Source organism: Streptomyces himastatinicus ATCC 53653 (assembly GCF_000158915.1).
GTDB lineage: Bacteria > Actinomycetota > Actinomycetes > Streptomycetales > Streptomycetaceae > Streptomyces > Streptomyces himastatinicus.
Genome location: NZ_GG657754.1, coordinates 10,183,335 through 10,204,921 on the forward strand (window position 1 = coordinate 10,183,335; position 21,587 = coordinate 10,204,921).

Consider the following 21,587-nt stretch of genomic DNA (forward strand, 5'->3'; position numbering starts at 1 on the left):
TCCTTCAGATCGGGAAGTGCTGTTGGCGCGGCATCAGTTCGCCTCGAAACGGAACCCCCCGAAGTCCGGCCGCGGCGGGGAGGTGGAGTCCTGGTCGGGGTGGAGGTCGAGGTCGGTCCAGGGCGCCGAGGGGGTCTCGGCGATGGCGGTCAGTGCGAGGACCACCTGATCCAGCAACAGCTGGGCGGTGTCCGGCAGATAGAGGTCGCGGTCGTACTGGAGGAGCAGGCTCAGCCCGTCGGGGCGTTCGCACCCCTGGAAGGACAGCTCGAACATCCCGGTGTCCAACGGGACGGGGCCGCCGGTCAGGGTCAGCCCGGGACCGCTGCCTGCCGAGATCCGCGGATAGCACGTGACCCAGACGTCGAAGAGCGGATTGCGCGACGGAGCGACGGGCGGGGCGAGTTGCCGGACCAGGTGGTCGAACGGGTAACGCGCGTGATCGATCGCCTCGTGGACCCGCTCGGCGACCAGGCCGAGCAGGCCGGCGCAACTGCCGCCGTGCAGCGGCAGCCGCAGCGCCACCGAGTTGACGCAGCAGGTCAGCTGGTCGGTGAGGGCCAGTTCACCGCGGAGGTTCACCGGGGTCCCCAGGCACAGATCGGTGCTCGATGTGGCCCGGTTCAGCGTCATGGCCACGGCCGCCGCGACGGGGGTGAGCAGACCGCTGCGCACCTCGCGGGCGAGAGCGCGCAGGGCTTCGGTCGTGGCCTCGTCCAGTTCCGCACGGACCACGTCGCAGTGCCGTCCGGCCCGGCCGGTCCGCGGGAGGTCGACGGGGAGCGGGAGCGGCTCGGGGTGGGGGACCAGCAGGGCCCGCCAGTACTCCAGCTGGTGGTCGAGCGCCCCGGATTCGAGCAGCGCGGCCTGTGCGGCAGCCGTCCGCGACGCGTCGCGGACGAGTCCGGGCAGCTTGCCGGGTTCCTGCCGGGCTGCCTCGTCATGGAGGGCACACAGGTCACGGGCGAGGATCTCCAGGCCGGGCCCGTCGCACACGATGTGGTGGGCGACGGTCAGCAGCCGGTGCCGCCCGTCCGGGAGCACGAAGAGGGTGACCCGCAGCAGGGGCCCGTTCTCCAGGTCGAAGGGGCGGTGGGCGCGCTCGCGCACCGCCGCCGTCAAGGTGGCCTCGGGGTCCACCGCGCGGGACAGGTCGACCGTCTCGGGCAGCAGCTGCGGCCCGTCCAGCCGGACGTACGGCCTGCCGTTCTTCCCGGTCAGCACGGCTCGCAGGAGCGCATGGCGCTGCCGTAGCCCGGCCAGCGCGGTGCCGAGGGCGAGCGGGTCGAGCGCGCCCCCGCAGTCGAAGAGCGCGGGGACGTTGTACGCCGCGTCGCCCTCCGGCCGGGTCTGGTGGAGCAGCCATTGCCACTCCTGGACGGGGAGCAGCCCGAACTCTCCGGTGTCCGGGTCGGATCCGGCCGGGAACTCGTCCTCGGGATGTTCGGCGATGCCTCGTTCGAGGGCGCGGCCGGCCAGTGCCGAGGGGGTCGGGCACTCGAAGACGTCGATGGCTCGGATCCGCGCGCCGAGACGTTGCGCGAGCGCGGCAGCCAGTTCGGCGGCGGCCAGGCTGTGGCCGCCGAGTACGAAGAAGTCGTCGTCGGCGCCGACGGCCGGTGCGGACAGGACGGCGGCGAACGCCGCGCGCGTCGCGTCGAGCACGGGGCCGCCGACCGTGCCGGGCTCGGCCCGCACCTGGGCGCGGGGCAGTTCCCGGGCGGCGAGCAGCCCTCGGTCCACCTTGCCGTTGGGGGTGTAGGGGACGTCCGTGAGCGCCACCACAGCGGTGGGGACCATGTAGGAGGGCAGCTCCTCGGCGAGCCGTTCCCGCAGCCGCGCCGGGTCCGGTGCGGGGGTGGCGGCGCTTCCCACCACGTAGGCGACCAGCAGCCGTTCGGTGGGCGCCTCGTGCACCACGGCCACGGCCGAGTCGATGCCCGGCAGCGAGGTCAGGACGGTCTCGATCTCGCCCAGTTCGATCCGGAAGCCGCGCACCTTCACCTGGTTGTCGGCCCGGCCCCGGAAGTCGAGGTTCCCGTCCGGTCGGAAGCTGACCAGATCGCCCGTGCGGTAGAGGCGGCCGGGGTCCACGGACGGCATGACGACGAACTTCTCGGCGGTCGCCTCCGGCAGCCCCGCATAGCCCGCCCCCGGCCCCGCGCCCCCGATGAACAGCTCTCCGATCGCGCCGGGGACGGTGTGCCCGCCCCACGGGTCGAGGACGTAGTAACGCAGGTTGTCCATGGGACGGCCCACGGTGGGCGGTGGCTCGGCGGCGCCCGCGGCGCAGCGGTGCCAGGACTGGAAGACGGTGGCCTCGGTGGGTCCGTAGACGTAGATGAGGTCACGGCCGGGCTGCCAGCGGTCCACCAGGTCCTGGCTGAACAGCTCGCCGCCGGTGACGACGGTGCGCACCCCGGGGAACCTGTTCGGGTCGAGATGGGACAGCAGCGAGGAGAGCGCGAAGACGGTGTCGGCCTCGTGGCGTGCGACGTACTCGGCGAGCGCTCCCGGTGAGATCTCGGCCTCTTCGAAGGGGACGACCGCGGCCCCGGCGTACAGCGCCGCGAAGATCTCCCAGACGCAGACGTCGAACCCGGGGCTCGCCAGTTGCAGGCAGCGCCTCCCCTCACCCAGCCCGAACTGCCGCGCGGTGGTGGACAGCAGGTTGCGCAGGCCCTGTTCGAGGATCACGGCGCCCTTGGGCGTTCCGGTCGAGCCGGAGGTGTGCATCACGTAGGCGACGGACGACGGCGACCGCTCCACCGGCCATTCGCCGTCCCCCGGGGACGGGCGCGCCGCGAGGTCGTCCAGGTCCACGGTCACGTTCGTGGTGTGCGGGACCAGGTGCGTGGTGGACGGCACCGACACCAGGGTGGGCACGTCTGCGGCGATACGGCGGATCCGGTCCGGCGGATAACCGGGGTCCACCGGTACGCAGACCGCGCCCATGCCGAGGACGGCCACCCAGGCGACCACCAACTCCGCGCCGCGCGGCAGGCACAGATGGACCGGGTCGCCGGGGCCCACACCGCTGCGGCGCAGGTCCGCGGCGAGGGCTGCCGCCAGGGACTGGAGTTCACCGCGGTCGAGGGTGCGGCCGGTGGTGACGACGGCCGGCAGCTCCGGCCGGTCGACGGCCAGCCCGGCCAGCACCCGGGCCACCGATGTCGTGGGCAGGGCGGTTTCGGTGCGGTTCAGGTCCTTCACCGACCACTTCCGCTCGTCCGGGGTCAGCAGCGGCAGGCGTGACAGCGGGGTGGCCGTGCTCCGCGGGTCGGCCAGGAAGCCGGCCACGGCCGTCAGCATCGAGACGATCCGGTCCGCGGTGAGCGAGTCGCGCCGTCCCGTGCCCGCGCCCGTGCCCGTGCCCGCGCCCGTGCCCACGCCGAGGGTGACGGTGGGGTGAGCGGCCCCGGAAGGCCAGCTGATGACCGCCTCGGTACGCGGGCCCGCCACGAAGTCACCGTCCAGGTCGAGCACCCGGGTGGGGTCGTGCGCGGTGGCGTCGGTGGCTTCGGCCAGCGCGGACCGCGCCGCCTCCAGCAGCGCCCGCCCGTCGTCGCCGGGAGCCGTCCGGAGCGTGACGGACCGGGGCTTCGCCGCCTGCCATACGGTCAGGGACGGCAGGCTCTCCCCGTCGAGGTGGCCCAGGACCACTCCCGCGGCCGCGAGGGCCACCGCCGGATCGAGGGATACCGCCGGATCGAGGGATACCGCCGAATCGTGGATCATGCCCCCTCCCGGGACGTCCGGACCATCTTGCAGACGCCGGCCGGCGTGGGGGTGGCGAAGAAATCGTCCACTTCCACGTACACATCGAGCCGCTCCGCCAGTTCCATCACCAGGCCCAGCGCGAGCAGACTGTCGCCGCCCGCCGCGAAGAAGTCCTCGTCCGTCCCGACCGAGTCGACGTTGAGCACGCCCGCGAAGACCGCACGTACGTCGTCCACCAGATCCAGCAGATCCGGCAGATCCGGCAGATCCGGCCTGGACCCGTCGGTGCCGGTGCCCGTGCCGGGGGCCTCCGCCGGGTCCGCCGGTGCCGCGCCCGGCACCGGCAGGAAGGGACCGCAGCGCAGGTCCGCCGCTGCCCGGACGCCCAGCTCCCCGCGGTCCGCCTTGCCGTTCACTGTCAGCGGCATGGCAGCCAGGCCGACGATCGTCGCGGGGACCATCGGGGCCGGGAGCGTGTCACGGACCCGCTCGCGCACGGCGTGCACATCCTCGGCCGCCGGTCCGCTCACATAGGCCACCAGGGCTTCGGTGACGACGCCGTTCCCGACCGGGACCACGGCCACCGCCTCCACCCCGGGCAGGGCCGCGAGGGCGGCCTCCACATCACCGATCTCGATCCGGTTGCCGCGCACCTTGACCTGCGCGTCAGCGCGGCCGAGGAACTCCAGAACGCCGTCCGGGCGCCACCAGCCCCGGTCACCGGTGTGATAGCGGCGCCCGCCCGGCTGCCGCGGGGCGGCCCGGAACGCCTTGGCGGTGGCCGCCGGACTCCGCCAGTAACCGTCGGCCAGTCGGGGCCCGGACAGACAGATCTCCCCGGCGAATCCCGGTGGAACCCGGCGGCCCCGCGAGTCCAGCACCTGGACGACGGTCCCGGCTACCGGGAAAAAAGATCGGGTGGCCGAACGGCGGTTCCGAGCCGTGGTCCAGCGCCGTCGAACCGACCGAGTTCTCGGTCGGCCCGTACTCGTTCACGAGCCGGACGCCGGGCATCAGCCGCAGGTGGCGGGCGACGAGTTCCGGCGGCACCGCCTCCCCGGCCACCACGACGGTGCGCAGCGTGTCGCGGTGTGCGGCGAGCCCGTCCAGGACGAGCTGGTACAGGCTGGGCACGAAGGTGGCGTGTGTGACGCCTTGCCCGGCCACCAGCGCGCACACCTTCTGTACGTCCAGCCGGTGGCGCTCCTCCAGCAGCACCAGCCGTCCGCCGGAGGCGAGAACGGCGAAGACGTCGGCCACCGAGCTGTCGAAGAACAACGACGGCACCAGCAGCATCCGGGTGTCGCGGCCCAGCCCCTGGTAGCGGCGCCGCCATCGCAGGAACGGGTGAACGGCACCGTGCCGGACCACCACGCCCTTGGGCCGTCCGGTACTGCCCGATGTGTAGATCACATAGGCGGTGTCCTCCGGGCCGGGCGGCGGTACGTCCACATCCACCGCGGCGTCGCCCACGTCCCCCGCCACGGCGGCCAAGGACAGCACGGGACAGTCCGGCGGCGTGGCGCCGGGCGGCAGCGTCACGCCGGGATCGAGCACCACGGCGGCCGGGGCCAGATCCCGCAGCATGGCGTCCAGCCGCGCTCCCGGCGCGCCCGGGTCGAGCGGTACGTACGCCGCTCCCGCCCGCAGCGTGCCCAGGACGACGGCCAGGGTGCGCCAGGACTTCGGGCCGATCACGACCACCGGGCTGCCGTCTCGTACGCCGCTCAGGCGCAGCTGCCGCGCGACCCTCGTGGCGGCGGCCAGCAGTTGGCCGTAGGTCAGCTCGGCTCCGCCGACGTCGACCACGGCGATGTCGTCCGAGTGAGCCGCCGCGTGGGCCTCGACGCCGGAGAGCAGCGTCCCCGACTCAGGCGCCGGGTCGTCGCCGGTCTCCCAGGCGGCCACGTCCCCGGCCCAGTCGCCGCCCTCCGGTATCGGGGCCCGGTTCGGCATGGGATCCCAGTCCGCCAGGGGATCCCGGGGCCGCTCGAACGCGCTCAGCGCGTGATCGAGGACCCGCACCAGGACCTCGGCGAACCACCGCTCGTAGCGGCTCCGGTCCATGTCCACCCGCAGCGCGCGACCGCCGTCCGCGTCCTTCGCGAGCAGCGTCACCGTGAGCGGCGCCAGGATCTCCGGTTCGGCCACGGCCGCCGACGCGACGAGAACCTCGGCCCCGTGGGGTTGTGGCGCACCCGCCTTGACCAGGCCGTCCACCGCCAGCACCAGATCGGCGGGCGTCGCCGCCGCGGTCACGTCCACCGGGCAGGCCACTCCGCCGTCCGGCCGCTGCACGTGCAGCACGGCCTGTTCGCCGGCGTCGGCACCGGCCGCCACCAGCGACAGCGCCGCGGCGAGCACCACGAGCTCCTCCGGAGCCCGGCCGCCGCTGATCCGTTCCAGGCCCCCGCGGGCGGACGGCGACAACGCGGCTTCGGCCACGACCCGGCCCAGCACCGGTGTTCCGGTCAGCCGCGGCCGCAGCCCGCCCGCGCGTGGAACCGGGGAGGTGTCCGGGGCCGCGGCTGTCTCAGAACTCATAGCTGGTGGTCCCCCAGGTGGTGGTGGTGTCGGTGGCCGCGCGCGGCTCGGGCGTGCCCCCGGCCGGGGCCGGAGGCTGCGACAGCGGCCGCTCGGGCGTGGTGTGCAGGGCGACCAGTTCGGCGGCCACCTCGTCGGCGAGCGCTCCGGCCCGGTCCTGGCCGAAGAGCGCCGGGTCGTAGGAGAGTTCCAGCAGCAGCCGGCCGTCCTCCTCCCGGGCGAACAGGCGCAGGTCCGCGGTGACCGGCGGGGTGAGCGGGGGGTACTCGCGGGTGCGGAACGCCCGGCCGTCCGCGTCGCCGCCCGGTCCCGGCCGCGTTCCCTCCCAGCTCACCCCGGCGTCGAAGAAGAGCTGCCGTCCCGGGTGCCGTGGCGGTCGCAGCTCCCGGACCAGGCGGTCCAACGGCACTCGCCCGTGTTCGTACGCCTCCAGGGGCCCGGTCCCGGACCTGGGAGAGCAGGCCGCGCCGGGTCAGGTCCGGGGCCGGCTCCAGACGCAGCGGCAGCTCGTCGACGAAGCATCCGACGACCGTCGGCCGTTCCACCGGGCTGATCGGGAAGCCCAGCAGCAGGTCCCGCGCCCCGGAACTCCGCCGCAGCACGGCGGTGAAGGCGGCCACCACGGCCATGAAGGTGCTGGCGTCGCAGGCCGCGGCGCACGACCGCACGGCGGCGCTCACCTCGGGGTCCAGCCGCCGCCGGACGACACCGGCAACCGGCGAGCGCTTCGCCGGGCGGTCGGGCGTGCCGGACAGGTCGAGCAGCGGCAGCGGTGGGGCCAGCCGCGCACGCCAGTAGGCGAGGGACGGCTCGGCGGAGACGGAGTCCAGCCACGCGTCCTCCGCCGCGGCCCACTCGCGCAGGCCCGCCGACGCCGTCGGCAGCCGGGGCGGTCCCGTACCGGTCTGTGCGCAGGCTTCCAGCAGGTCGCGGGCGAAGACGTCCAGGCTCGCCCCGTCCCAGATCAAGTGGTGGGCGGTGACCACGAGGACGTCCCCGCCGCGTACGCCCCGCAGGTGCCGGATCTGGAACAGCGGGCCGTGCTCGGGGTCGAACACGACCTCGCGGGCGTCCATGGCGACCGTGGCCACCGCCGGGTCGTCCGGGCCGGTGTCCGCGGGCAGTTCCACGGACACCAGCGGAAGGGGAACGGATCCGGCCGGTACGACCTCCTGGAACAGCTCGCCGTCCGCATGGCGGAACCGCGTGCGCAGCGACTCATGCCGCTCGATCACCGCGCGGACTGCCTCGCCCAGCGGCCCGGGTTCGAGGACGTACGGCAGCAGAAGCGCCGCCGAGACGTTGAACGCCGTGGGCGGTCCCGAACGGGTGGCGAGCCAGATCCGCCGCTGGGCGCTCGTCGCGGGGCTCCGCATGGCCGGGACCGCGTCCTTCGGACGGGCCGCCGCCGCGCGCGGTTCGCCGTGGCCGTCGATCGCGGGCTGACGTGCGACGAACGCGGCGAACTCACGTACCGTCTGGTGCTCGAAGGCGGCGCGCAACGGCACCTCGACCCCGAAGACCGACCGGGCCATCGCCACGATCCGGGCCGCGGTGAGGCTGTGTCCCCCGAGCTCGAACAGGCCGGCGTCCGGGTCGGTCACCGGGTGTCCGAACACCTCCGACCAGAGCTCGGCGACCGGGCCGAGCAGGGGTGTGTCCCCGGTCGGCGCGATGTCGCCCGCGGGCCGGGGGAGGTGTTCCGGTACGACGGACGGGGGCGCCGGAGCCGGAATCGGGCGGGCCGCCGTGGCGGCCTGCGCGAGCGGGGCGTGCGGGTCCCGCACCAGCTCCTGGAGCAGCTCGCGCAGCTGCTCGCCGAACCGGGCCGCGCTGCGTGCCGTGAACAGGTCGTCCCGGTAGCCGACCCAGACCTCGGCCGGATCGCCGGAGTCTCCCTCCGGTATCAGGAAGCCGAAGGTGAGGTCGAAGTCGCAGACTTCGGGGGCCGCCCGCAGATGCCGGGCCGTCAGCCCGGTGCCGCCCGCGTCGGCCGAGATCGTCCCGGACAGGACGGTCTCGACCAGGACGTCGAAGAGCGGGTTGCGGCCGTGCTCGCGGCGGATGCCGAGGTCGTCCACCACCCGGTCGAAGGGGTACTCCTCGTGCTCCTGCACATCGAGCGCGGTACGGCGCACCGCCTCCAGCAGATCGGCGAAGGAGCCGTCCGGGGCCAAGGGGGTGCGCAGCACGACGGTGTTGACGAAGAGGCCCACCTCGTCGGCGGTCCCGGCAGCACCGCGTCCGGCCACGACCGTGCCCAGCGGCAGGTCGGCGGCTCCCCCGAGGCGGTGCAGCAGGACCCGTACCGCCGCCACGTACACCATGAACGCGGTGGCGCCGCTCCGTACGGACAGCGCCCGGACGTCACCGGTCAGCCGCTCGCCGAGGCCGATCCGCGCGAGCCCGCCCGCGTTGCCGCGGTGCCTGCCGGGCGGGTGGTCCACGGGCAGCGCCGCCGTCGGGGGGAGTCCGGCGAGGGCGTCGCGCCAGAAGCGCGCGTGCTTCTCGCCCGGGGCGCCGGTCAGCCGCCGCTCCAGTGCGCGGGAGTGGGCGAGATAGCCGGTGGACCGGGGCAGCCGGGGCTTCTCCCCGCGCTCGAACGCCGCGGCGGCCGTCATCAGGTCCCGCACCAGGACGGTGTACGACCACCCGTCGTTCACGGCGTGATGGATGTTGAACAGCAGTACGGGCGGGCGGCCCGCGCAGGACAGATAGCGCATCCGGAACAGGGGTCCGGAGGCCAGGTCGAACCTCCACCGGGCCTCGTCGGCACGGCAGCGGAGCAGCGTGGCGTCGTAGGCATGGGGCTCGACGGACTCGACGAACGGCCGCACGAGCAGCTCGGAGGGCTCCAGCACCACCTGCCGCAGTTCACCGTCGCTCTCGCCGTCGCCCTCGGGCAGCACGAAGACCGTGCGCAGCGCCTCGTGCCGGGCGACCAGGTACTGGACGGCGGCCTCCAGCGCGTCCTGCTCCAGGGGGCGGTTCAGCGCGTAGGTCTCCACCATGTTGTAGGTGCGGACCTCGCCCTCGTCGAGCGATTCCAGCAGCCACATGCGCCGCTGGGCGTTGGTCGCGGCGCGCCACCGTTCCCGTGGCCCGGCCGGTTCGTCAACCGGTTGGTCCGTCAGTTCGTCCGTCGGCTCGTCGCGGTCGCGCTCCAGGCTCTGCCGCAGCGCCGTGGTGAGCGCGCCCGGGGTGCGCGCGGCGAAGACCTGGCGCACCGCCAGCTCGTGCGCGGGGGAGCCGGCGCACAGCGCGCCGACCAGCTGGGCGGCGGTCAGGCTGTGGCCGCCGATCTCGAAGAAGTCCTCGCCGGCGGAGCGCGGCGGACGGCCGAACACCTTCTCCCAGGCTGCGGTCACGGCGTGGGAAGCCTCGTCCGTCGGTACCCACGAGGCGGCCGCCTCCGGCTCGGGGGCGGCGAGCAGCGCGGCCCGGTCGATCTTGCCGTGCGGGGTCCTGGGAAGCCGTGCCGTCTGCCGGTACGCCCGGGGCACCATGTGCGGCGGGAGCACGGCCGCCATATGCGCGCGTACGGCCTCGGGGGCGACGGCCGACTCGGCCGTGTACCAGGCGGCCAGGGTGAGGTCTCCCCGCGGGCCGGGGCGGGCGAGTACGACGGCCTCGCGGACCCCGTCCACCTCCACCAGCGCCTGTTCGACCTCGCCGGGCTCCACCCGGTTGCCGTGCACCTGGATCTGGTCGTCGGCGCGGCCCAGGAAGTCCAGCGTTCCGTCGCTGTTCCAGCGGGCGAGGTCACCGGTGCGGAAGACCCGTCCGACGCCGGGCAGCGGGCACCGCACGAACCGCGCCGCGGTGGCCTCGGGTTCGTCCAGGTAGCCGTCGGCCACTCCGGGGCCGGCCACATACATCTCGCCGGGGACCCCGACGGGCGCCATCGTGTTCCACGGCGTGAGGACCAGCACGCCGAACCCCGGGGACGGGCGGCCGATCGGCACCGCGTCCAGTGCGGCGGCCCGGTCCCCGCCGGACAGGAACGTCGTGCATTCGATGGTGGCTTCGCTCGGCCCGTAGAGGTTGGCGAACGTGTCCACGCGCAACCGCCCACGGGTACGCGGCAGCAGCCCGCGCGGGACGGTGTCGCCGCCGAGGAACACATGCCGCAGCGGCAGCCCGGCGTTCTCCGGGAGGACATCGAGCATCGCCGACAGCAGGCTGGGCACGCAGTTCACCATCGTGACGCGCCGCGAGCGGATGCGCTCCCAGAACGTGACCGGGTCCAGCTCGTCGGGCGCCCCGACGGCCACCAGCGTGCCCCCGGCACCGAGGGTGACGAAGATCTGGTACGTGGTGGCGTCCGAGGAGATCGCGGAGAGCAGGGCACACCGGGTGTCCTCGTCGATGCCGACCAGGGCGGCCGAGCTGACGGCCTTGTGGCGGATCTGGTCGTGCCGCAGGGCGATCGGGCGCGGCAGTCCGGTGGAGCCGGAGGTGAAGAACACCACGGCTTCGTCCCCCGGCCGTACGGGGTCCGGCCGTACGGGGTCGGGCCGGGGGCCCTCCGGCGCCGGGTTCCGCGACACGGTACGCAGCTCATGGGCCGTCACGGTCGGCAGGCCCTGGTCCGCCGGGGCGGCGCCGATGACGATTCTGGCACCGCTGCGCCGCAGGAGCCTGCGGATACGTTCTTCCGGGTGCTTCGGGTCGATGGGGACGTACGCGGCGCCCGCGCGCAGCACGGCCAGCACGGCGAGGACCAGTTCCGCGCCGCGCGGCAGGAGCAGCGCGATCCGGTCGCCCCGGCCGACACCGTGCTCCTCGGCGAGGAATGCGGCCGCGTGCCGCGACCGGCGCATGAGGTCGCCGTGGGTCCAGCGCGTCCCTTCGTCCACCACCGCCACGCGTTCCGGGTGCCGTACGGCTGAGGCGTCCACGAGGTCGACGAGCGTGCGCGGGGCGAACGCGTCGAGCAGCGGCAGTCCGCTCCAGCGCTCCAACTCCGCACGCTGGTCCGGGCCGAGTGCATCCAGTCCGCCGGCCCGCTGGTGGGGGTCGGCCACGATCGCGGCGAGAGCCGCCACGGTGCAGCGGGCCAGCGCCGCCACGGATGCGGGCACCCGGCCGTCCGGCCCGGTGACCCGTACCTCCAGACCGCCTCCGGCCTCGGACCGGCCGCGCACCGAGACGTCGGCGGGGCACGCGGGGCCGGGGGAGGGGTGGGCGCCCTGCCAGCTGACGGCGAGCTGGCGGACCGCGGAGCTCTCGGCATGGCCGACCGCGTCGAGCCGAGTGACGAGCGCCGCCCGGTCACGCAGCGGGAAGCCCGCCGCTGCCACCAAGTCGCTGTGCAGCCGGCCCAGAAAGTCGCTCACCCGTGTCTCCGGCTCCAGCCGGGTACGGAGAATCAGTTCGCCGGGCCCGGACGAGCTCGGCACGGGGCACACCACCGCCAGGTCCTCGCCGGCGCCGAAGGAGGCCATGGCGAGTCGGGTGGCCGCGAGCAGCAGCAGGTGGAGGCCGACCGGGTCGTCACCTCCGATGCGGCGCAGCGCCGCGGCGACCGGTGGCGGGACCCGTTCCGGAGCTGGTGCGGGCACCGTGGCCCCGCCCGGTGGCAGGAGCTGATCCCGGGTCATGCCGCGCAGGGCCGTGAGCCAGTGGGCCCGGGTGGCGGCGTGATCCCCATCGGGCCGGTGCTTCGACAACAGTGGCTCCTTGGAAATTCGGCACCGAGGCACTGGCAACAGCAATGGTGGTTCCGCCGAAAGATTCAGCTGCCCGACCCAGGCAGTGGATCTGAAAAAAAGTGGCCTGGGGTAGAAGAAATTCGCCCCAGGCCCGAGCTCAGCCCTGCAGCTTGTCGTACGAGCCGTAGCGCTTCACCTTGCCGCTGATCGGGGCCTTCTTCACGGGCTTCGGAGCGGTCTTCTCAGCCATGAGATCTCCTTCGGTCGATGAATCGGGCTACCGGGAATATTTCCTCGGCGACATCAGATTGCATGGCGGAAGAGCGTGTGTCAACAACCGATAGTCGGGTTTTTGATCAGGGTGTAGAGCGCCTTTTCGGCCAGTGATGAGGTTCCTTTCAGCCGGGCGCGCAATTGGTCTGACCAGGCGATAGCCCGTGGTCATGCGTACTAATGGAATGCGGAAGTCCGTTAAGTGCTCGGGAGGCAATCACGGCTGGTTTTCTCCCTGGTTGCCGCTGCCGGGACGGGGTGCCGTACGGTCCTGGCGGATGAGCGGGAAGTCGGCCGGTCCGGTCGCGGATCGCGTCTTCTATTACTTGATCTTGACATCGGCGATCCTTTTGTCGGGTTACGCGTGTGTCCCCGTCCGGGTGTTTTCTGACAAGCTGTGGATTTGTCGGGCTGAGGACCGGGATGAGGGTCGGAGTGAGGGTCGGGGTGAGAAAAGCCCTCAGGCTGTCGTGATCGACGGAGCTTGCGGGTAGATTTGCTCCTGCCGCCCGACCGGTCGAGTGGGCAAATCGGAATCCCTCATTCTGCGAACGGTGAACTGCATGAATTCACTCCAGCTCTTCCGTGTGAATCCGGACTTCAGGCGCTACTGGACGGCCCGGTCGATCTCCCTCATCGGGGACGGCGTGGCCATGGTCGCCCTGCTGCTGTTGGCCGGGAACAGTGACGCGGGAGCCGCTGGAGTCGCCGCCGTCCTCCTCGCTCAGTCGGTGCCCCGCTTCTTCGGCCCGGTCGCGGGCGCCTTGCCGGACCGGTTCGAGGTGCGGCGCATCCTGCTGGTGGCCGAACTCGGCCAGGGAGCCGTCTTCGTCGCCATCGCCGCCGTGCCGTCCACCACCGCGGCGCTGGTGCCGCTGGTGGCCCTCTCCTCCTGTCTGGCCACCGTCTTCGTCGCGGCCGGCCGCACCGTCATGCCCCGGCTGGTCGAGGAGCCCCAACTCATGTCGGCGAACGCGTGGATGGGCACCGCGTTCAACCTCCAGGCGGCCGTCGGCCCGGTGATCGGCGGTGCCCTCACCGCCGCCTTCGAGCCCCGGGGCGCGCTGCTGGTCAACGCGCTGACCTTCTTCGTCGGCGCCTTCTTCCTGCTGCGCCTGCCCCGGCTGGAGCCCGTACGGGACGCCACGGGCAAGCGCGGGAACTTCCTCGCGGACATCGGCGCCGGCCTGGTGTTCACCTGGCGCCACCGGGCGGCCCGGGTGATCGTGCTGCTGCTGCTCTTCGGCGTCCTGTTCGGATCGCTGGACAATGTGGCCCTCGTCCTGCTGGCCAGTGACGTCCTGGACGCCGGGCCGCTCGGTTTCGGGCTGCTCGGTACCGCCTCGGGCGTCGCCATGGTCGCCGCGTCCCTGTGGCTCACCCGCTCGGCGACGACGTTCTCGCCCGCGACGATCATGGCCGGCGGCTGGATCATCACCGGAGCCGGGCTCGCGGCGACCGGTCTCTCGCCGGTCCTGGCTGTCGCCGTCGCCGCGCAAGGGGTGGCGGGTATGGGCAACAGCCTCGCCATGGTCGGCGAGGAGACGCTGCTCCAGAAGAGCGTCCCGGCCGCCATGCTCGGCAGGGTCGGCGGGGCCGTCTCGTCCGCCGCCTTCGCCGGCAGCGCACTCGCTTACGCGGCCGGCGGCTATCTGGCCTCGGTCCTGTCCCCGCGGACCGTGCTGATCATCGCCGGCACCGGTCTGATGGCCGTCACCGCGGCCTGCGTACCCGCACTTCGCGTCGCCGGCCGGCAAGACCGCGAGGCCACCACGGACGACGACGAACCCGGAACGAAGCCCCCGGCGAAGGACGATGCCGCACAGGACGCTGCCGCACAGAGCGACGCGGCACAGGCCGGTGCCGCACAGGACGACGCCGCGCCGACCTCGCGGGCGTGAACGCCGTGAGCGCCGCACCACCACAACGGCGCACAGCCGCCAGACCGAGACAGAAGGGCACGCCATGAGCGTCAACCAGAAGCGCTATCTGCACTCCTCCGTGGCGGCGCAGCCTCTGCTGCACCGCTGGTACGCGTGGCCCTATCTGATCGCACCGCACACCGGCGCGCTCAATCTGCGGGACCGGTTGCTGCCGATCCTGCGGAGCTACCTCCAGGGCGCGCATCTGCATGCCAAGGCCCTGGCCGACCCGGCGCGCTACGGCGGCCCCTTCCTCGACCCGCAGGGGGCCTCCGACGCTGAGGTGGAGGCGCTGCTGAACCGGACGCTGTCCGCGGGAGAAGCCCGGCTGACGCTGGCCGACGACATCGACCAGCTCCGGCGCCTGCTCCGGGAGAAGGCGACGGGCGGCTCGCTGGAACCGCTGTACCCGGACGTTCCCGCGTCGCTGCGCGGCTGCGTCGAGCTGGTCTACGACACCGCCCATCGCCCCTCGTTCCGGTTCTTCGAGCCGCTGCTGTACCGCACACCCGCGGTCGAGCCGCACAGCCAGAGCGTCTCCCTCGGCCCGGTGCCCACCCGGCAGCAGCCCTTCGTCTACGGGAGCCCGGTGCTGCCCCGGGCGGACCGGCTCACCGTCACCGTGCCCTTCTCCTCCGCCGACTGGGACGCGCTGTTCGCCGCCCGGCTGAACGCCACGGATGTGCGGGCTCTGGCGGAGCGGCTGGGCCTGGACGCGGCTGACCGTGACCGCTTCCCGGCCCTCTTCACCGACGACGCGCCCGCGCCGTACGCCGGGGCCGAACCCGGCACCGTGCGCACGCGCTACTTCGGTCACGCCACCGTGCTGATCGAGACCTCCGACGGCTCGGTCCTGCTCGACCCGCTCATCGGCTACACCGACGACGGCCACGAGCACTTCACGATGGCCGATCTGCCGCCCCACATCGACGCCGTGGTCATCAGCCACTTCCACTCCGACCACTTCTCGCTCGAGACCTTGCTCCAGTTACGGACCAGGGTGGGGACGATCGTGGTCCCGCGTGCCTCGGGCGGGTCGCTTCAGGACCCCAGCCTGAAAACGATGCTGGAGGCGCTGGGCTTCGACCGGGTCCGGGAGGCGGGCGAGCTGGAGACGGTCCACGTCGCCGACCGCATGGACATCGTGGCGCTGCCGTTCATCGGTGAGCACGCCGACCTCGACATCCGGACCAAGATGGTGCCGCTGGTGCGGGCGCTGGGCCGGTCGTTCATGTTCGCGACCGACATCACCCCGATCGAGCCGAAGCTGTACGACCTGGTGAGCGACGTGGTCGGACAGGTGGACGCGCTCTTCGTCGGCCTCGAATGCGTCGGAGCACCGCTCAGCTGGTTGTACGGCCCCCTCATGGAGGAGAAGCTGTCGCGCGAGCACAACCAGAGCCGACGGCTGAAGGGTTCCGACGCGGCGCTGGCGGACGGCCTGGCCCAGCAGGTGGGCGCCGGCCATGTGTACGCGTACGCCATGGGCCTGGAGCCGTGGCTGAAGCACCTGACCGGTTCGGACTTCGACCCGGACTCCGAACAGGTGAAGCAGAGCGCCCTGTTGAAGGAGCGGTGCGCCGGGCGCGGGGTCGGCTCGGAACTCCTCTACCGCCAGGCCGAGCGGGTATGGCAGGGCCGGTGACCGCAGGCGATTCCTGGTTCGTCGAATGGGCGCCACCGAAGACGGCCAAGGTGCTTCTCGTCTGTCTGCCGCACGCGGGCTCGGGCGCCCATCAGTTCCGGAAGTGGCAGGAGCTGATGGGGCCGGAGGTCGCCGTACTCGCGGTGCAGCTTCCCGGGCGTGAGAACCGCTGGCGGCAGCCTCCGGCGACGGACGCGGAGGAGGTCGTCGGGCAGCTGGCCCCCGCGCTGTCCGCCCGCCTCGACCTGCCGTACGTCGTGTTCGGCCACAGCATGGGGGCGCTGCTCGGGTACGAGCTCGCCCGCACGCTCGGATCCCGGCACGGGCAGTGGCCAGCGCGGTTCGTCGCGTCGGCCTGCCGTGCGCCGCACCGGCAGGGCGAGGACGCCGGGTCGGCGGAACTCAGCGACGGGCAGCTCGTGGCCGAGCTGATCCGGCGCGGTGTCGTGCCCGAGTACGTCGCGCGGGACGACCGGCTGGTGCGGCTCGTCGTCCGGCCGCTGCGGGGCGACCTGGCCATCTGCGACACCTACGTCCACACTGCGGGCGAACTCCTCCCCTGTCCCCTCAGCGCCTGGCGCGGCAGGGACGACACGGGGGTGACCCGGCAGCACATCCAGGAGTGGGGCGGCTACTCGGCCGCCGGCACGACGGTGCGCACCTTCGACGGGGGCCACCTCTACCACCTGGCGAACTCGCAGGAAGTCACCGATGGGCTGCGCCGACTGGTGACTTGTATGGAGGAGGAGAAATGACCACGACCACGGATACCGCCTCCCGGACGGGGCTCCGGCTGACCGCCGGGGAAGCGGAGGAGACCGCCGCGCTGGCGCTGGACGTCTCGCGGCGGTTTACGGCCGCGGACGATGCCGCGCTCCTTCAGGAACTGCCGCTCCTGGCCTCCGGGCTCCCACCGCGCGTCCAACGGTTCCTGCGCGCGTTCTCGCTGGACCAGCTGAACGGGTTCTGCACGATCGCCGGGCACACGGTGGACGAGGACCGCATCGGACCCACTCCGGTGCACTGGAAGGACGACACCCGGCCGCACGGCGAGTTCCCCGAGGAGATCCTGCTCCTGCTCTACGCCGCTCTCCTCGGGGAGCCGTTCGGCTGGGCCACGCAGCAGGACGGCCACCTGGTCAACGACGTGTTCCCCATCAAGGAGTACGAGCACCAGCTCCTGGGCACCGGCAGCAAGAAGGCGCTCACCCTGCACACCGAGGACGCCTTCCACCCCTACCGTGCCGACTACATCATCCTCGCCTCGCTGCGGAACCCGGGCCGGGTCCCCGTCATCGTGGCGGAGGCGGACTTCACGGAGCTGGACCGGGACGACGTCGCCATCCTCTTCGAGGAGCGCTTCACCATCATTCCGGACAGCTCGCACCTCCCCAGGAACAACACCGTTCGCAGCGAGGCCGACCGGCTCCACTTCGAGAGCATCGAGAAGATCATCAACGAACGCAGGCCCGTGTCGGTCCTGTTCGGATCGCGGACCGCACCGCTGCTCCGCTTCGACGCGTCCCACATGGCGGCCGTCGAGGGGGACGAGGAGGCAGCCCGGGCGTTCGCCGCCGCGCATGATCTGCTCAGCAGGAACCTGCACCCGGTCGGGCTCGAAGCGGGCGAATTCGCCTTCCTGAACAACCACCGCGTGGTTCACGGGAGAAGCTCGTTCGTCGCGCGCTACGACGGCTTCGACCGCTGGCTCAAGCGGATCAACGTCACCCACGATCTGCGGAGGTCGCGCAGCCTGCGACGGACCACGGGATCGCGGCTGATCGGATAGCCGCCGTACGAGGAGCCGTCGTACGAACTCCGAGCCTCTCGGAGCTGTTCCAGCGGCTGGACCGGTCGCCGACGACGACCGAGCTGGCCGAGCACCTGAACCTGAGCGAGGACGAGGCCCTCGACGGGCTGGTGGCCAGCAATGGGTACAGCACCTCGTCGCTGGACGCGCTCGCCGATCCCGAGACCGGGACGACCCGCGTCACCACGTACGCGGACCGGACCGCTACAGCCCTTGCCCCGCCGATCGACGACCCGGACACATCAGATGTGTGCTGGGTTGTGGGATATCCACAAGATGGGCGCTTGATCCGGAACGGGCGAAGGGGCCGCGCCCGCCGGACAGTGGCGGGGGCGGGCCCCCTTCGGGCTCATGAGGTGTCAGGCGCGGGCTGGTCAGTCGTTGTCGTCGCTGTCGTTGTCGTCGTGGTCGACGTGCTGGCCCAGGACCTTGGCGTTTGGGGGGCGTCCACGGTGATGTCGTGGCTCTTGTGGTCCTTGCCCAAAAACGTCGACCTCCCAGATCAGGGAGCCGTTGCGGTCGGCGTGTCCAGCTCGGCGGAGGTCGCGGTGCCGGGCACGGCCTTCAGGGCGGCGGCGGTGGCCTGGTCGTAGGTGACCTTGTCGGCCTTGACCTCGGTGCGGTCCTGGGCGGTGTCGTCCAGGTGACGCTCGTTCTGGGTGAGCTGGACCGAGGAACGCGGCGCCGGGCCGCCGTCGTCGTCCGCGAAGGCGCTGGCCGCGCCCGTCCCGCCGATCACGGCGACGGCGGCGGCCGCGGCGAGGACGACGGCGCGGGGGGCGAGCGTGCGCTTGACGTTGGCCTTCATGGGGGCGGTTCCTCCGGTTCGTGTGGCGTGTTGTGCTTCCGCCGGTCGGGCCCTGTCGCGCCCTTCCGACAACCACTACGTTGCCGAACGGAACCTGAACGCAGCCTGAAGTCCTGAAGCCCTCTTCAGGTTCACGGGGCCGAATGGGCTCGTGAGGAGGGCTCCCGCGGGGGACCGCAGGAGCCCTGCGCAGACCCACTCAGAGCGGACAGGTGTCCTGCCAGCGCGTGACCAGGGAGGCATTGTTCTTGTCCGCCTCCCGCGCGGCACCGCACAGGAACGGGCTGAAGCGGGTGTCGCCGTACAACCAGCGGCTGAAGAACGACACGATCCACTTGCCCTGCTTGGCCTTGTTGCCGTAGCCGGTCATGGGGCAGAGATGGTCGCCGGGAACCTCGATGTAGAGCTTCTCGGCCTGGGACATGGAGTTGTACCAGGGCAGAGCGTAGGTATTGCCGTGGGCGACGGGGTCGCTCTGACAGGTCATGAAGAAGGTGGGGTCGGTGACTCCGGAGAAGTTCTGGTTCGGGTTGTACGGAGCCAGGGGCACGCCCGCCTTGAAGCGGGAGTCGTCCCGTAGGGCCGCCATCACCCCGCCACCGCCCATCGAGTGACCGGCCGCACCGAGCGTGCCGTTCACCTTCCCGTGGATCGGGTTGCCGGAGGCGGAACTGAACGAGAGCAGTTGGGTACCGGCGGCGCTGATCTGGCGGCCGCGCGAGGCGGGGTCGTCGGTCAGCGTGTGGGTGCCGACGTTGAGGACGACGAAGCCCCAGGAAGCGAGGCGGGGCGCGAGCCACTGAAGGTTCTGCTGGGTGCCTTGATAGCCCGGCATCAGCACGACGCCCGGGTACGAGCCACCGGCCGTCGGGTAGGTGATCGTGCCGGACCCGTAGCCGCTCGGGTTGGGAACGGCGTAGGTGGCAGTGGCCAGCGGCCCGTTCGTGGCCTCGAGCGAAGCGGTGGTCGGATTCGGGATCCGTGCGAGGGGCTGCCGCTCGGCGGCTGCGGTCGGTGTGACGGAGACGGTCAACAGCGTGGAGACGAGGGTGGCCGCCAGCGCGATCAGCATGGCCACGGCCCGGGACCGTAACGGCGAAGTCCTGCCGGACGAACGACGGGTTGGACGCATCGATGGACCTCCAGGATGCGGCGCGGGTGCGCGCTGCCGGAAGCGCAGCGCGACCGCAGCGTAGATTGCGCTACGGAGACATGGAAGGTGCGCACAGGGCGGAGTCTGGAGCGCCCGGCTCGGGCTCTGCTTGACCGCCCCGGCGAGGAGCCCGCGGACGAACTGGTCGCTCAACCCTGCCCGGCGCCCCGTGAGGCCCCCTTGAGACGGCCGCGGGTCAGACCGTGAAGCGGCCGGGGTCGGCGGCGGCCCAGTCCTCGGCCCACGTCGCCGGGGGATCGGCGAGCAGTTGCCCGGGGCCCAGCCACTCGTACAGCTCCGCGTGGGAGCGGACGGTGAACGGGTCGATCCGCGTCCGCAGCATGTGCGGACGCAGCTCGGCAGGGTCATGGACGCCCATGGACGCCATGATCTGGAGGGCGCCGTGGACCGTGGCCCGCTGGAACCGCTCCACGCGTGCCGATTTGTCACCCACATCCAGGGCGCGGGCCCGCCGGGGGTCCTGCGTGGCCACCCCGACGGGGCAGGTGTTGGTGTGGCAGCGCTGGGCCTGGATGCATCCGGTGGCGAACATCATCGCCCGCGCCGCGTTGGTGTAATCGGCCCCCTGCACCATCCGCTTGACCATGTCGGACCCGGTGGCGACCTTGCCGCTGGCGCCGATCCTGATCCGGTCCCGCAGCCCCGTACCGACCAGCGCGTTGTGCACGGTGATCAGGCCCTCGGTCAGCGGCGTGCCCACATGGTCGGCGAACTCCAGCGGAGCCGCGCCGGTGCCCCCTTCGGCCCCGTCCACCACGATGAAGTCCGGGGTGACGCCCTCGCTCAGCATCGCCTTGCAGACGGCCAGAAACTGTTGACGGGACGTGAGGCACAGCTTGAGGCCGGTGGGCTTGCCACCCGACAGCTCCCGCATCCGGCCGATGAACAACACCAGCTCCCGCGGCGTGGAGAACACCCGGTGGTACGGAGGCGACACCACCGTCTGCCCCTGGGGCACGCCGCGCACCTTCGCGATCTCCGCGTTGACCTTGCTGCCCGGCAGCACCCCGCCCATGCCCGGCTTCGCGCCCTGCGACAGCTTGAGAGAGACACACTTCACCTGGTCATGGGCCGCCTTGTCGGCGAAAGTGGCCGCCTCGAAGTCTCCGTCGTCCGTCCGGCACCCGAAGTACCCGGTGCCGATCTCCCAGATCAGATCGCCGCCGTGGCGCAGATGGTATTCCGAAAGACCACCCTCGCCCGTGTCCTGCGCGAAACCGCCCTGGGCCGCACCGCGATTGAGAGCGAGGATCGCGTTGGTGGACAGCGAGCCGAAGCTCATCGCCGAGATGTTCAACAGCGCCATGTCGTAGGGCTTGGCACAGTCCGGCCCGCCGACCCGCACGGTGGGCGGCTGGTCCGGCGTGGCCCTGGGCGCCAGCGACGGCACCAGGAACTCGTACCCCGCGGCACCCACTTCCCGCTCCGTTCCGAACGGTTCCTCGGCGTCCACGCCCTTCGCCCGCTCGTACACGATGCTGCGCACATCGCGGTCGTACGGGCGGCCGTCGTAGTTCCGCTCGATGAAGTACTGCTGAAGCTCCGGCCGTATCGCCTCCAGCAGATACCGCAGGTGCCCCAGCAGCGGATAGTTGCGCAGCACGGAGTGCTCGCGCTGCACCACGTCCCGCACCGCCACGGCAGTCATGGCCGTGGCCGCGACGACCAGAAGCCACCACCACGCCGATACGCACCACGCGAGAGCCGCGCCGAGCGCCACGGCCAGCGCAGGACCAATCACCAATACGAGTCTCAGCACGTCCGCACGGCTACCCCTCTCGCACCAGTCGATGCGGGGTCACCGTTCGATGCGCCGGGCATCGGGACGACCCCGGACCGTTACCTCCGCCGGGTCGAGCCGGACCGTGCGCGAAGTGTGCGCACGACCTCCCGAACGACCGCTACGGGGGTCACTCCGTGGGGGCCTCGGCCGAGACGCGAGGGGGTGCCGGTCGGGCGCTTCCTCCGGGACATCCCGATGAGGCGCAGTCCCCGGTCCAGGCGGTGCAGGGCGGAAGTCATGGCGGATATCTCCTC

At 72.2% G+C, this 21,587-nt stretch carries 12 protein-coding genes; 5 read left to right on the forward strand and 7 right to left on the reverse strand.

The genetic code is table 11. The features are described 5' to 3' along the window. Window positions 1–33: 33 nt before the first annotated feature. From SSOG_RS42840 to SSOG_RS42850, 4 genes are all read right to left on the reverse strand, one after another. Window positions 34–3,738 (reverse strand): non-ribosomal peptide synthetase, encoded by a 3,705-nt coding sequence (locus SSOG_RS42840; RefSeq protein WP_009720574.1) that lies wholly within the window; start codon window positions 3,736–3,738, stop codon window positions 34–36. Beyond that, window positions 3,735–4,373, reverse strand: a complete 639-nt coding sequence (locus SSOG_RS49920; RefSeq protein WP_342634398.1) for a phosphopantetheine-binding protein — start codon at window positions 4,371–4,373, stop codon at window positions 3,735–3,737. The genes SSOG_RS42840 and SSOG_RS49920 overlap by 4 nt, the downstream gene beginning before the upstream one ends. Before the next feature lie 64 nt (window positions 4,374–4,437). After that, the gene (locus SSOG_RS58125) at window positions 4,438–6,264 is read right to left on the reverse strand and encodes an AMP-binding protein (RefSeq protein ID WP_009720576.1); all 1,827 of its coding nucleotides are present in this window, start codon (window positions 6,262–6,264) and stop codon (window positions 4,438–4,440) included. Next, window positions 6,261–11,936, reverse strand: coding sequence for a non-ribosomal peptide synthetase (locus SSOG_RS42850; RefSeq protein WP_039940110.1), 5,676 nt, complete (start codon window positions 11,934–11,936; stop codon window positions 6,261–6,263). Before SSOG_RS42850 ends, SSOG_RS58125 begins: the two co-directional genes overlap by 4 nt. An 818-nt stretch (window positions 11,937–12,754) precedes the next feature. On the opposite strand from SSOG_RS42850, the gene SSOG_RS42855 reads away from it, so the two are divergent. From SSOG_RS42855 to SSOG_RS58785, 5 genes are all read left to right on the forward strand, one after another. Next, complete coding sequence (locus tag SSOG_RS42855) at window positions 12,755–14,092, forward strand: MFS transporter (RefSeq protein ID WP_078510540.1); 1,338 nt, start codon at window positions 12,755–12,757, stop codon at window positions 14,090–14,092. Between the two features lie 64 nt (window positions 14,093–14,156). Next, the gene (locus tag SSOG_RS42860; protein WP_039940113.1) at window positions 14,157–15,758 is read left to right on the forward strand and encodes an MBL fold metallo-hydrolase; all 1,602 of its coding nucleotides are present in this window, start codon (window positions 14,157–14,159) and stop codon (window positions 15,756–15,758) included. Beyond that, window positions 15,755–16,513: a thioesterase II family protein gene (locus SSOG_RS42865; protein ID WP_167542550.1), complete on the forward strand. Its 759-nt coding sequence runs from the start codon at window positions 15,755–15,757 to the stop codon at window positions 16,511–16,513. The genes SSOG_RS42860 and SSOG_RS42865 overlap by 4 nt, the downstream gene beginning before the upstream one ends. Beyond that, entirely contained in the window at window positions 16,510–17,547 is a 1,038-nt protein-coding gene (gene vioC / locus SSOG_RS42870; protein ID WP_039940114.1) for an arginine beta-hydroxylase, Fe(II)/alpha-ketoglutarate-dependent, read from the forward strand. The genes SSOG_RS42865 and vioC overlap by 4 nt, the downstream gene beginning before the upstream one ends. Window positions 17,548–17,648: 101 nt before the next feature. Next, window positions 17,649–18,161 carry a hypothetical protein gene (locus SSOG_RS58785; RefSeq protein ID WP_425385481.1) on the forward strand — a complete coding sequence of 171 codons (513 nt, stop codon included), beginning with the start codon at window positions 17,649–17,651 and terminating at the stop codon, window positions 18,159–18,161. On the opposite strand, the gene SSOG_RS42875 is transcribed toward SSOG_RS58785, so the two are convergent. The 3 genes from SSOG_RS42875 to SSOG_RS42885 form a co-directional block, all read right to left on the reverse strand. Next, window positions 18,071–18,376 (reverse strand): PepSY domain-containing protein, encoded by a 306-nt coding sequence (locus tag SSOG_RS42875; protein ID WP_009720581.1) that lies wholly within the window; start codon window positions 18,374–18,376, stop codon window positions 18,071–18,073. The genes SSOG_RS58785 and SSOG_RS42875 overlap by 91 nt on opposite strands. Before the next feature lie 199 nt (window positions 18,377–18,575). Beyond that, on the reverse strand, window positions 18,576–19,448 hold the full coding sequence (locus tag SSOG_RS42880) for a poly(ethylene terephthalate) hydrolase family protein (RefSeq protein ID WP_245606693.1): 873 nt from the start codon (window positions 19,446–19,448) through the stop codon (window positions 18,576–18,578). Between the two features lie 277 nt (window positions 19,449–19,725). Next, entirely contained in the window at window positions 19,726–21,198 is a 1,473-nt protein-coding gene (locus SSOG_RS42885; RefSeq protein WP_425385482.1) for an FMN-binding glutamate synthase family protein, read from the reverse strand. Window positions 21,199–21,587: the final 389 nt, after the last annotated feature.